The 13700-nt window shown below is 33.0% G+C and carries 10 protein-coding genes and 3 pseudogenes; 7 read left to right on the top strand and 6 right to left on the bottom strand.

Annotated features, from left to right (window positions below; genetic code table 11):
* Positions 1-81 precede the first annotated feature (81 nt).
* The 4 genes and pseudogenes from RAM17_RS12580 to RAM17_RS08225 form a co-directional block, all read left to right on the top strand.
* Positions 82-189, top strand: a pseudogene (locus RAM17_RS12580) (Rha family transcriptional regulator); the annotation flags it as partial.
* A 15-nt stretch (positions 190-204) separates the two neighbouring features.
* Complete coding sequence (locus RAM17_RS08235; protein WP_110447694.1) at positions 205-378, top strand: hypothetical protein; 174 nt, start codon at positions 205-207, stop codon at positions 376-378.
* A gap of 649 nt (positions 379-1027) precedes the next feature.
* Positions 1028-2083, top strand: a pseudogene (locus RAM17_RS08230) (terminase small subunit).
* Between the two features lie 323 nt (positions 2084-2406).
* Entirely contained in the window at positions 2407-2658 is a 252-nt protein-coding gene (locus RAM17_RS08225; RefSeq protein WP_110447697.1) for a hypothetical protein, read from the top strand.
* Positions 2659-2870: 212 nt separating this feature from the next.
* On the opposite strand, the gene RAM17_RS08220 is transcribed toward RAM17_RS08225, so the two are convergent.
* From RAM17_RS08220 to RAM17_RS08195, 6 genes are all read right to left on the bottom strand, one after another.
* A complete protein-coding gene (locus RAM17_RS08220) occupies positions 2871-3119 on the bottom strand; it encodes a hypothetical protein (RefSeq protein ID WP_146208317.1) in 249 nt (82 codons plus the stop codon).
* An 866-nt stretch (positions 3120-3985) separates the two neighbouring features.
* Positions 3986-5656 (bottom strand): TonB-dependent receptor domain-containing protein, encoded by a 1671-nt coding sequence (locus RAM17_RS08215; RefSeq protein WP_306239839.1) that lies wholly within the window; start codon positions 5654-5656, stop codon positions 3986-3988.
* Positions 5657-5658: 2 nt separating this feature from the next.
* Positions 5659-6288 carry a TonB-dependent receptor plug domain-containing protein gene (locus RAM17_RS08210; protein WP_306239837.1) on the bottom strand — a complete coding sequence of 210 codons (630 nt, stop codon included), beginning with the start codon at positions 6286-6288 and terminating at the stop codon, positions 5659-5661.
* A gap of 90 nt (positions 6289-6378) precedes the next feature.
* Positions 6379-7230, bottom strand: a complete 852-nt coding sequence (locus RAM17_RS08205) for a heme/hemin ABC transporter substrate-binding protein (RefSeq protein ID WP_110447700.1) — start codon at positions 7228-7230, stop codon at positions 6379-6381.
* A 366-nt stretch (positions 7231-7596) separates the two neighbouring features.
* Positions 7597-9900 (bottom strand): TonB-dependent receptor domain-containing protein, encoded by a 2304-nt coding sequence (locus RAM17_RS08200; RefSeq protein ID WP_110447701.1) that lies wholly within the window; start codon positions 9898-9900, stop codon positions 7597-7599.
* A gap of 104 nt (positions 9901-10004) precedes the next feature.
* A complete protein-coding gene (locus RAM17_RS08195; RefSeq protein ID WP_181414655.1) occupies positions 10005-10856 on the bottom strand; it encodes a heme/hemin ABC transporter substrate-binding protein in 852 nt (283 codons plus the stop codon).
* Between the two features lie 251 nt (positions 10857-11107).
* On the opposite strand from RAM17_RS08195, the gene hutW reads away from it, so the two are divergent.
* From hutW to RAM17_RS08175, 3 genes and pseudogenes are all read left to right on the top strand, one after another.
* Positions 11108-12523, top strand: coding sequence for a heme anaerobic degradation radical SAM methyltransferase ChuW/HutW (gene hutW, locus RAM17_RS08190; protein ID WP_110448049.1), 1416 nt, complete (start codon positions 11108-11110; stop codon positions 12521-12523).
* A 15-nt stretch (positions 12524-12538) separates the two neighbouring features.
* Positions 12539-13038, top strand: a pseudogene (gene hutX / locus RAM17_RS12575) (heme utilization cystosolic carrier protein HutX).
* 17 nt (positions 13039-13055) lie between these two features.
* Complete coding sequence (locus tag RAM17_RS08175; RefSeq protein WP_181414657.1) at positions 13056-13694, top strand: NAD(P)H-binding protein; 639 nt, start codon at positions 13056-13058, stop codon at positions 13692-13694.
* Positions 13695-13700 lie beyond the last annotated feature (6 nt).

Here is a 13700-nt window from a genome sequence, read left to right as displayed (position 1 = left end):
ACAATCTACGTCAATCACACTGACAATTCTAATAAAGGATCACTTAGGAATGAGTTTTATAGGGCCTTAGATGGCTTTTCATTTTATAAAATGACTAAAGATGGTTTTGTATTCTTAGTTATGGGATTTACAGGCAAAGCCGCTTCTCAAATAAAAGAGGCATACATTAATGCATTTAACTGGATGGCTGAATAGCTCATTAAAATGCAACATAGCCACATCAAGCAATATAATGACCTAATGCTGGAATATATGAAAGAAAAAGATATAGCCAGTTTATCGGGTCGTTTACTTAGGAAACGGCAAGATAAGAAGCTTGCATATCAATCAAGAATGAAAGAATTGGAAGAACAAGATCAGATCAAATTATTGGTTTAATATATCGTTTAATTACCGATGATTGGTAGAAATTGGATAACATTTTGATTTGTAAGGTAACTAATTAATTATTGTAATAAAAATTTACAAAATTAAGTTATTAGAATTTATTAAGCACAACGTATAATTTCCCTCCATTTTTTAAAGTTAAAAAAGGAGTGAATATGCAAGAAGAAAACAATTTTTTATTTCAGTTAGCCAACAATATAATTGAAATATTTAATAAATTATTTAACCTCTGTTTTATTTTAGCTATATTTTTATTTTTATCAAAAATCCTTAATAATAAGATATTATATGGATTATCTGTATTATTTTATTCTTTTCTATTATTTTATATAGTTTACTGTAGTCATCGCTTCTACAAAAAGGAAGATAAACAGTCCAAAATTAGAGACCTTGTTGGTTTTGTTCTATGCATAATATTGAGTACATCACTTTTAGGCTTAACATACTCTGCTACATTTTTACTCAATATGTTATCTAGTAATTTATAAAATTTTTATGTTATACATAAACTTTATATAGCCGCTTAGTGCGGCTTTTTTATTATCCAAAAAATAAAGGTATAAATATGACAAAGCTCACAGACAAACAGGAGCTGTTTTGTCGTGACTATTTAGTAGCTCTCAGTGCGACATAAGCAGCAATCCGAGCAGGATATAGTCAAAAGACGTTTGCACAATTATCTTACCAATTACTTCAGAAAACTTCAGTTCAAAACTCTATTCAAGAACTTAGGCAACATCGCAATGAACGTAACAAAATAGATGCCGACTATGTGCTAAAGCGATTAGTTGAAATAGACCAGATGGATATAGAGGATTCTCTCAATAGCTCGGTTGTCTTCCTCCCGATTAAAAAATGGCCGAGAACTTGGCGAACTATATTATCAGGATTGGATATCGCCATTATCAGAAGCGGTGACTCTGATGCGATTATGAAAAAAATTAAGTGGCCAAATAAAACAAAGAATCTTGAATTGTTAGGTAAACACGTAAGTGTGCAGGCATTTAAAGAGAAAACGCTAGGCAACGATATGAAGTGTGAATATCCATCTATACCAAGCGAAGCATTCCAACAATCAATAGAGTGCGCTTATTACGCAATCTTAGCCCAAATCGCATCACAACATTATCCGATTAGTCATTTGGATGTTTATACATACTGGGATTTAGGTGTGGGAGAATCAACAGCTATTTGGTTTGTGCGTAAGGTTGGTGATGAATTTCATATCATTGACTACTATGAAAATAGTGGTGAAGGATTGAGGCATTACATGAAAGTGCTTAAGAGCAAAGATGAAGAGTTTGGCTATAAGTATGCAGAGCATTGGGCACCTCATGATATTTATAACCGTGAGTTGTCGGGTGATGGTAAAAGCCGAAAACAAATTGCTAAAGAAGGTTATGATATTGACGGGGAAAAATACAGCATTAACTTTAAAGTTGTCCCAAAAAACAACGTTGATGACGGCATCGAATCAGTTCGTTAGTTATTACCAATATGTGCATTTGATTCTGACAGATATGCGCAAGGTATTGCTAGTTTAGTTGCGTATCGTAAAGCGTGAGATGATAAAAATGGTTCTTGGCGAGATAAGCCACTCCATGACCATGCATCACATGCCGCTGATGCATTCCGTTATTTTTCTGTCTCTAATCGTAATAGACGAAAACGAACCGCAGGTTTATTTATGAGGTAATAATGAATTATTAAAACCGACAGATGATCAGCTAATGGTTTCTAACAGCAGTCAAGACATTAGTAGACAAAGATTAGCATATGCATCATCGGGTTTGGTAAATAATACAAAGCGCGCATTTATCGACCGTGAATTTGGTTATCCTGAACATTTAACATTCGGTGATTTTTATAAGGTATACAAAAAAACAGGTGGCGCTCGTGGATTTGTGGATAGGATCTGCTGGTTAGATTACCCCCAAATTTATTGACGGTCATATTCGAGAACAAGACACAAAACTAACAACGTGAGAAAAAATTGTAACGGACCTATTTAATGATAAATTGTGGTCATCAATAGTCGAAGCCGACAAGCGAGGTATTGTTGGTCGATATTCTGCGTTAATTATTCAGTTACGAGACGGTCAAACATGGGATAAGCCTGTTGATACCAAAGTTATAAACCGATTATCACCTCAAGATGCTATTGTTAAGTTAATTCCTGCTTGGGAATGTCAGTTAAAACCATGTGAATGGAATCAAGACGAGACTGACGAAAATTATGGCCAAGTCACGAAGTACCAGTTTGACGAGTAGTCAATCAATAATCAATCCATCAAGCCACGAATATCACGCAAAATCCATCCAGACAGAGTATTTATACTAAATGAAACATCAGTAATTAACTCAATCGATGATGGAGAATCTTAATTAGAGGTTGGCTATAACGATTTAATGGATATGATGAAATATTCAGGTGGTAGCGCTGAAGGGGGTCTCAAAAATGCCAGTGGGCAGGTTTATGTTAATTATGATGCTGATATGGAAGAGCTTGAGAGAACATTACGCAAGCGTGGTTTTGAACAACCAGCTCTGACATAATCACCACATATTGAAAAAAAATATTCTTCACCTAATATAATGAAAATTGATACAGGTAAATCAGTACTAGTCAAGTTGATATCTTTTAGGTCTGCTTTCTCCCCATTTTCGCCACAAGAAAAGATCCAAATTTTATGCTTTTTCAATATTTCATTCATTTCATTACTGTTCGTCAATTCACCACGTTTTAGTTATTCATTCGTTAGTTCAATGATAAAATTATAAATGTGATTTTTTTAACATTCATGCTGTTTTATATCTTAATTAAAAGCTCTAATATTTTGCACCTAACTGCTTATTATTTTTGCTTTAATTCTATAATGCAAATTGTGCTCAAATTTGAAAATTAGCTTAAGTGTTGTGTATTTTAAAAAGCTTTTTTTATCATCTCCAACATTTAATTCATTTTGGCGAATTAATTGTGTCTAGTTTTCAGTTGCTTTGATACTCATATTGTAGTTTGGTTGTTATTAACACAATTATAGCTTTAGATTTGTTTTATAGTGACTTATTAATAATATCTATTTTTCACATGCTTTTAAATTTTTCAAATAATGATAGAATCTATGGCAGTAGATATAAAACGATTTAAAAGGAATTAAATATGGTGTTAAATGGTTGGGGAGTGTTTTTACTTACCTTGATTATTTATTGGTGGGTTTATTTTGCTGTATTAGCGATTGGTATATTGCTTTTATTCTCATCTCATAAATTTTTAAGAATTACCGGGATATTTTTTATAATTGTTCCTATATGTTGTTATCTTTTCATGTTTCTCTTCTTAATTTTTGCACCTAGATTTTCAGTTGGATAAAAAAGAGCATAATATAACAAAGATTACAATAATCATGTAATTATTTGATTTAATTAAATGATTAAATAGTTTATTTTTGCTTGAAATTAAAGTATAGCTAAAAAGATTAAACTGATTTTGCTATATACTCTTATTATTCAAAAAATAAAGTTAATCAATAGTTATATCAGTTATGATAATCAAATACCCCGCAAAAGCGGGTTATTTGATTCTTGGGATAATTTGATTTTAGAAATCAATGTCTAAACCTAGTTGGAATGTACGGCCAGGTGCAGTAAACATATCTAGGTATTTATGATCTGATGTACTATATAATTTATTATTACTTAGATAATCCCAATATTTTTGATCAGTAAGATTGTAGATCCCTCCATTTAGTTTCACATTTTTGGTGATATTGATATAACCTGTTAAATCAACAATACCATGACCAGCAATTCTAAAGTAATCATCTTTAGATTTAGCAATTGGTTTACCATCATTACCATAACTTTCACGAGATGTTGCTTCAGTTTTTTTGCCTTTTTGGAAAGTTGCCGTAATCGCTACACCATAAAATTTGTTCGGATCGTCCCATGCTAAGCCGATAGTGCTTTTCATTGGGGCAATAGAATCCATTTCAATATATTTATCCCCTAAATAACTCGATTTTGATTTGCCTTGGTTATAACCAATTGCGAATCTGGCACTTAAACCATTAACCGGTTCAATCCATTTTCCGATATTGAATTCACTGCTTAGTTCAGCACCATAAATATAGGCTTTATCACGGTTCTCTGCTTGATAAACAATACGGTTACCAACGCCAACGAAGTTTTTATTATAGCGAGTATAAGCGATAAAGTTTTTATATTTATTATAAAAAGCTGATGATGAAAGTGTCACACCTGATACAGGTTGCCCTTTTAAACCTAATTCAAAGTTGTCACTAGTTTCAGTTTTTAGGTTTGAATCTCCCACTAATACATACTTAGTGCTATGTGCTAAATAAGAGCCATAAAGTTGGTTCTGATTTGGCATTTGTGCAGCTCGCTTATATTGTAAATAAGCAGTAAAATCAGGGGTAATATCATACATAAATGCCATGGATGGTAATACTTTAAAATCGCTATTGCTATTGTATTGTTTACCCAATTGACTACTATTTATTTTTGATAATGACATATTTTCAAGGTTGCGAGGTTTAGTATTTTGGTAAACAGCTCTGACACCGGGAACTAAATAAAAATTATTACTGTCATTAACATTAAAGTTTATCCGATCTTCGAAGAAGCCACCGAGTTGATAACTACGGCTATCGGCTTGAGGTTTACTATAATCTCCATCAGGAAAAAATGATGCATTTGGAGATTTAGCTGATGAGAAGAATGGCGATTCATCTTCGCTCCATTTACCATTTAAACCAGCACTAATGCGTTGATTATCATAACTTTTGATTAGAGTCGTAATAAAGTTATAAGATTTCGTGTTATAGTTAGTTTGGGTATTAAAATTGCCTTTAGTTTTATGACGGAGGTCGGTACTGTCATAAACATTAGTTCGTTGATAATTCAATTGTGTGGTTAAACTATCAATCCAACTGATATTTGTCGGTTTCCATTGATCTTTAATTGCAAGATTGAAACGATTGTTTTTGCTTCTTTGTTTATCAAATGATTCAACTTTTTTACCATATCTATCCCAAGTATCATAATGAGAGTTTTTGGTTTTATTATTGTAATCGATTGTGGTATTGATTAAATGTTCATCGGTCATTTGCCAACCAAAACCAGCTAAGATTGAATTAGAATGCCAATTTTCCGGATAGCTACTGATTGAATCGCCATGATTACGCGTTTGTTGCCCATCGCGTCGGCTTAATACTAAAATACCATTGAGATACTCATCACCACCAGCCATGGTTAAACCTTGGTGATAACTTCGGTCGGCACTGTCATAGTTGTTTTGAAAACCGAAATAGCTGGTTTTCCTGGATAAAGATAATAACTGGCGGTTTTAGTTTGAAATGATACGGAGCCTCCTAAAGCATTGTTAGCGTTACTTACCGAGGTTGCGCCAGATTGGATATCAACTTTATTATACATATAAGTATCAATATAATCTCGCCCGATACCATAAGAACCAAATCCTGCCCGACCAACACCATTAACTCGACCTTGGGCAATAGGTAATGGCATACCATCAATATCGATTGAAACACGGTTAGCATCTAAACCACGGATGTTATAACCAGTAAATCCACCTCGGTCCCAACTGCTTTTGCCACTACCTGAGCCGGAAATACTACCAGATGCTGATATCAGCGGTTGATAACGCATAATGGTGCCAAAATTAGTCCCACCATCACGGCGAATATCTTGTTCCGAAATTTCGGTATTTGTTCCGGGTTTTTTCGTTGCTTCATGAGCGGTAACGGTAATAGTATCAATATCGTTTTGCTCATTAGGTTTATCAGCAGCAATAGCAGGTAACGCTAAGGTTAAACCTATTGCTAATGAACTGGTATTTTTTAAATATTTAAACTTTAACATGTTAGTCCTTTCAAATCTGATATACTAAATAATAAAGTGCACATCTATTGCTTCAATTATTAAAAATTTTATTAAATTCTTTAAAATAACTTATTGTGGATAAAAACTTTGGAAAAGTATTTTGGCTGCTTCATCAACTCGTGGGCCAATGCCGAACAAATAGCTATCATCAATAATGGTAATTCGATTATTTTTAAACGCTGCAGTTTCAATAATACCTGGAATAGTATTAACTTTATCTAGTCCGCCTAGTTGATCAATTGAATGTTTATTCAATATGATGACTTCCGGATTAAGAGTAATTAATGATTCGGCAGTATAACTTTTAAAGCTATTATGATTAGCAAGATTTTCACCACCAGCAATGGTAATTAATGCATCAATAGTTGTGTTTTTCCCTGCTACTGAGTTAGTTCCTCCCATGCTCATTAAAGCTAAAACCTTAGTTTTTTGTGGGTGTGTAGTAATTTTCGTTTCTAGGTCAGCAAGATTCGTCCTGATTTGATTGATGAGCACTTGACCTTCTTTTTGTTTATCTAATTTAACTGCAATTTTATTAATATTTTCGTAAAGTAATTCAATTGTCCCTGGTACACGTTTCAACGCTAGAACATCTACTTTTGACTGATTAACTTGATCAATAATATTTTCAGGTTCAACATCATTTAACGTGATAAACAGTGATGGTTTTAACGATAAAATGCCTTCAATGTTTAATAATTTCCAATAACCAATTTGTGGCAATTGTTTAACTTTTTCAGGAAAACTACTTGTTTTATCTACGCCGACAACCTGATCACCAGCACCCAGAGCAAACACAATTTCAGTAAGGGCGCCGCCGGCAATAACGATTCTTTGACTAGCTGAACAAACATTAATAAAGCTATTAATACTGAAAATTAGCAAAAATAGCACCAATTTTCCCATAAACTTCTTTTTCATGATTTATGTACCTACCATGGCTTAAAAATTAGACTGGATAATATAGTGAAAATGATAACCATTATCAACATAAAATCTATAGGGATTTGCTGTAGCAGGGCAAAAAAAAGCAAATTTAAGAATAAAAATAAACTTTTTTTTAAATAAATAATAAATTTATAATCAATAAATTATAAAAATAAAATTGAAAAAATTTTTTCAAATACTCCCAATTATTAGCTAAATAATCAACAATTACAGCTATAAATGCAGGTTAAGTCATCATTTGATGATAATTAATAATGAATTTTAGTTGTTATTTTTTTTCTGAAAAAAACTATTTTTATCAACTCCACCAATTATCGGTGGAGTGATTATTTTTTAAGATTAAAAATCAATATTTAAACCTAATTGGAAAGTACGACTTGGTGCAGTAAACATATCTAGGTATTTATGATCTGATGTACTATATAATTTATTATTACTTAGATAATCCCAATATTTTTGATCAGTAAGATTGTAGATCCCACCATTTAGTTTCACATTTTTGGTAATATTGATATAACCTGTTAAATCGACAATACCATGACCAGCAATTCTAAAGTAATCATCTTTGGAATTAGGGATAGGTTTACCTTCATTGTTATAAGTTTCACGAGATGTAGCTTCCTTTTTTTTGCCTTTTTGGAAAGTTGCCGTAATTGCTATACCATAAAACTTATTTGGATCATCCCATGCTAAGCCGATAATGCTTTTTATTGGAGCAATAGAATCCATTTCAATATATTTATCCCCTAAATAACTCGATTTTGATTTGCCTTGGTTATAACCAATTGCGAATCTGGCACTTAAACCATTAACCGGTTCAATCCATTTTCCAATATTGAATTCACTGCTTAGTTCAGCACCATAAATATAGGCTTTATCACGGTTCTCTGCTTGATAAACAATACGGTTACCAATGCCTAAAAAATCTTTTTTATAGCGAGTATAGGCGATGAAGTTTTTATATTTATTATAAAAAGCTGATGATGAAAGTGTCACACCTGATACAGGTTGTCCTTTTAAACCTAATTCAAAGTTGTCACTAGTTTCGGTTTTAAGATTTGAATCACCAACTAATAAAGCGATACTGCTATGGGCTAAATAAGAGCCATAAAGTTGATTCTGATTTGGCATTTGTGCTGCACGTTGATACTGCAAATAGGCAGTAAAATCAGGGGTAATATCATACATAAATGACATCGAAGGCAATACTTTAAAATCGCTGTTACTATTGTATTGTTTACCTAACCGATTGCTATTAATATTCGTCACTGACATATTTTCAAGATTACGCGGTTTAGTATTTTGGTAAATGGCTCTGACACCAGGAACTAAATAAAAATTATTACTATCATTAACATTAAAGTTTATTCGATCTTCGAAGAAGCCACCGAGTTGATAACTACGACTATCGGCTTGTGGTTTACTATATGGACCATCGGGAAGAATAATGATATTTTCTGATTCAGCCGATGTAAAAAATGGTGATTCATCTTCACTCCATTTACCATTTAATCCAGCACTAATGCGTTGATTATCATAACTTTTGATTAAAGTGGTAATAAAGTTATAAGCTTTGGTATTGTAGTTCGTTTGGGTATTAAAATTACCTCTAGTTTTATGACGGAGGTCGGTACTGTCATAGACATGGGTTTGTTGATAATTCAACTGTGTGGTTAAACTATCAATCCAACTGATATTTGTCGGTTTCCATTGATCTTTAATTGCAAGATTGAAACGATTGTTTTTGCTTCTTTGTTTATCAAATGATTCAATCTTTTTACCATATTTATCCCAAGTATCATAATGAGCGTTTTTGGTTTTATTATTGTAATCAACAGTGGTGTTGATTAAATGTTCATCGGTCATTTGCCAACCAAAACCAGCTAAGATTGAATTAGAATGCCAATTTTCCGGATAGCTACTGATTGAATCGCCATGATTACGCGTTTGTTGCCCATCGCGTCGGCTTAATACTAAAATACCATTGAGATACTCATCACCACCAGCCATGGTTAAACCTTGGTGATAACTTCGGTCGGCACTGTCATAGTTGTTTTGAAAACCGAAATAGCTGGTTTTTCCTGGATAAAGATAATAACTGGCGGTTTTAGTTTGAAATGATACGGAGCCTCCTAAAGCATTGTTAGCGTTACTTACCGAGGTTGCGCCTGATTGGATATCAACTTTATTATACATATAAGTATCGATATAATCTCGCCCGATACCATAAGATCCAAATCCTGCCCGACCAACACCATTAACTCGACCTTGGGCAATAGGTAATGGCATACCATCAATATCGATTGAAACACGGTTAGCATCTAAACCGCGAATATTATAACCAGTAAATCCACCACGATCCCAACTGCTTTTACCACTACTTGAGCCGGAAATACTACCAGATGCTGATATCAGCGGTTGATAACGCATAATGGTGCCAAAATTAGTCCCACCATCACGGCGAATATCTTGTTCCGAAATTTCGGTATTTGTTCCGGGTTTTTTCGTTGCTTCATGGGCGGTAACGGTAATAGTATCAATATCGTTTTGCTCATTAGGTTTATCAGCAGCAATAGCAGGTAACGCTAAGGTTAAACCTATTGCTAATGAACTGGTATTTTTTAAAAATTTAAAATTTAACATTCTAGTCCTTTAATCGATAATGTAATAAATAACAAGAACGCTCATTTATTGCTTCAAATGATAAAAATATTAATAAAAAATATAAAAATAGTTATTCTAAAAATTTATTGAGGGTAAAAACCTTGAAAGAGTATTTTTACTGCATCATCTACTCTTGGGCCAATGCCGAACAAATAGCTATCATCAATAATGATAATTCGATTATTTTTAAATGCCTCTGTCTCTGAAATACCAGGAATAGTATTGATTTTATCTAAACCACCTAATTCATTGATTGAATGTGTGGTTAAAATAATAGCTTCTGGATTCATAGCAATTAAGGATTCAGTTGTATAAGTTTTAACACTGTTATGAGTAGCAAGATTTTCACCACCAGCAATAGTGATTAAAGCGTCTGTAGTCGTATTTTTTCCTGCAATCAAAATGCTTCCCCCCATATTCATGATACACAACACTTTTATTTTATGTGGTTGCGTCGCTATTTGAGTTTGGATATTAGAAAGATTCTTTTTGATTTGATTGATTAGTTCTTGGCCTTTTTCTTGTTTATCCAATTTTACGGCAATCTTATTAATATTTTCATAAAGTAAATCAATTGTGGCTGGTACACGTTTCAACGCTAGAACAGCAACTTTTGCTAGGGTTATTTGCTGAAGAATATTATCGGTTTCAGTATCATTGAAACTAATAACTAGTGAGGGATTAAGAGATAGTATTGACTCAATATTTAGTAATTTTAAATAACCAATTTGAGGAAGTTGTTTTACTGTTTGAGGAAAGTGACTGGTGCTATCAACACCGACAACCTGATCACCAGCACCCAGAGCAAACACAATTTCAGTCAGTGCGCCACCAGCGATAACAATTCTCTCATTTGCATAACTGAAATTAGTAAAGTTATGTACACTAAAAATGAATATGAATAATAAAATATTTGCCATAAATTTCTTTTTCATTCTGTATTTTCTCATTAAAAGTTTACAAATAGACCAATCAATATATTGAAAATGATAATCATTATCAATATGTATTAATAATAATTTATAAGAAGTTTTAAAAAAATAGGAACTAAAGCTAAAATAATTTTATTATTCAAATAAATAGTAAATTCATATTACATAACAAATAAATAAATAATGAAAAAAATATTGATAAATGAGAATAATTATTATTTAATTCTGCAAGATTATTTTTATGAATGGAAGTTATGAAATCATTTGATGTAAGTGCCTATTACGCTTTAAATTCAGTTTTACCCTTTAAAGATCGTTGGGCTGTAATGCCATTACAAGCCAGTTTACCTGTTCCGCCTCCAGAATTAGAGCAACAATGGAATAACCTACTAAATTCAAATTTAGCTGGCAAAAAAAGGTTAATTTATCTACATATTCCTTTTTGTTATATTCATTGCCAGTTTTGTGGTTTTTATCAAAATCCATTACGTAAGTTTGATACCAAAACTTATATAGACTATTTACTACAAGAAATATCTTTAGAAATCAATAGTAAAGCAATGCAGTCGGCCCCAATTCATGCTATTTATTTTGGTGGTGGAACACCTTCAGCATTGGCGACTGGACAATTAGCTCGAGTAATTAGTTATTTTAAACAACATGCCCCTTTAGCGCCTGATTGTGAGATTACCGTAGAAGGTCGAATTTCTGATTTTGATGATGAAAAAATTGATAGTTATATTGAGTCTGGAGCTAATCGTTTTTCGATAGGTGTACAAACATTTAATACTGAAATTAGACAAAAATTAGGGCGCCAATCATCGGAAAAGGAGATTATTCAACGTTTCGAAAACATTGCTTCACGAGATAGTGTGGCACTAGTTTGTGATTTAATGTTTGGTTTACCTAATCAAACAACGGCTACATGGCAAAGAGATTTAGCAATTGCCGATCAACTTCCGCTTGATGGCGTTGATCTTTATTCTTTAAATCTTTTGCCAACTACTCCTTTAGCGAAAGGGGTTGAAAATAGAAGAATTGAATTACCATCGGTTATTGATAAATGTGGTTTTTACCATCAAGGTGCCGAGTATTTAGCTAAACAAGGCTGGACACATTTAACTAATGCTCATTGGGCTAAAACCAGTCGTGAGCGCAATTTATATAATTTTCTCATAAAGCAAGGCTCACATTTTTTTGGATTTGGTTCTTGTGCTGGTGGTAAATTAAATGGTCAATCCTATATGATCCATCGTGATTTAAATCAGTATTATGCATTATTAGACCAAGGTAAGAAACCAATAATGATGTTAACAGATAAACCATTACTTGGCGATTGGTTACATAAATTACAAGCTGGCATCGAGAAAGGCCGAATTGATTTAACACAGTTAACCGATCGTGCAGAATTGTTTGATCCACTAATCAAACAATGGCATGAAGTAGGGCTATTACAAAATGAAGATCACTGTTTACGACTTACCTTATCGGGACGATTTTGGTCGAGTAATCTATTACAAGCCTTACAGCAACTGTTATTACAACTTAATAATCCTGAACATCTCGAATTACAAAAACAAATGGCACAAGCTAGACAAAACATGCAAAAAAGTAATGGTGTAGCTAAAGCTCATCCTCATATGCAAAATATCCATTTAAAAAACAAATGATTAAAGGAAATTACTATGGCAGATAAACCAACTGTTTTAAATAATCTTGCAACTTATATGCAATCAAATCCAGAAGAATTATTAGAAAAAATCGCGCAAGATTATAAAGTGACACTTACACAAGTAATCCAAGCAATACCTGATGTTAAAATTGTTGATGGTAGCAATTTTGATATGATTTGGGAGGAGGTAACAACTTGGGGTGACGTATTATTTTTAATTCATACTGGGGATATTATTGCCGAGATTTCTGGAGAACTGCCCCTGGAACGCATAGTCAAAAATATTTTAATTTACGTCATCAAAAAGGCTTAAGTGGTCATATCAAAGCGGAACATTGTCTACATATTGCGTTTATCGAACGAAAATTTATGAAAATGTCGACAGCATCGATAATTTTCCTTAATCATTTAGGTCAATCAATGTTTAAAATTTTTGTCGGTCGTGATGAAAAACATCAATTAAAAGCAGATCAACTTGAAAAATTCCGAGCATTAGCCGAAAAAATCAATTAATTTTAAGAATTATGCAAATGAAAACATTAATTATTTTTGGTGTAAGCGCACATCTGGGTACTGGCTATCAAGTATCTCAATTAGTAAAACAATGCCATCCTCAGTGGCGTTGTATTGTATTAGTTCGAGATGCTGTATTTGCTAAACAATTAGCGGAACAAGGTATTGAAACTCATGTTGGTGATGCAACCGATAAAGAACTAGTTAAAAAGATCTGTCAGCAAGCAGGGCCTGAAGCTATTATTATTTCAACGCTAGGTGGTGAAACGGGGAATTATATTGCTCAACGTATTATTATCAATTGTGCTGAACAAGCTGGTGTTAAACAGATGCTTTTAGTCACTTCACTTGGTTGTGGCGACTCATGGATAACACTATCCCTACGTGCTAAACAAGCTTTTGGTTATGCTGTCCGGGAAAAATCACTAGCTGAAGTTTGGTTACAAACAAGTTTATTAAATTATGTGATTTTAAGACCTGGTGGTTTGCGTGATGGCGAGATAACCGGTAAAGGTCAGTGCTATACCGCGCAAGAAGTTCATGGCGTTGTATATCGAAAAGAATTAGCCAGAATAATCATTGATAAAATTGCTAATCAACAATTTGATAACTGTATATATAGTGTTGTCGACCCAAATCTAACAGTAAATTATTAGTATTAA

This window comes from Gilliamella apis, assembly GCF_030758615.1.
In the GTDB taxonomy this organism is placed as follows: domain Bacteria; phylum Pseudomonadota; class Gammaproteobacteria; order Enterobacterales; family Orbaceae; genus Gilliamella; species Gilliamella apis_A.
This window is presented reverse-complemented; position numbering and strand designations above follow the sequence as displayed.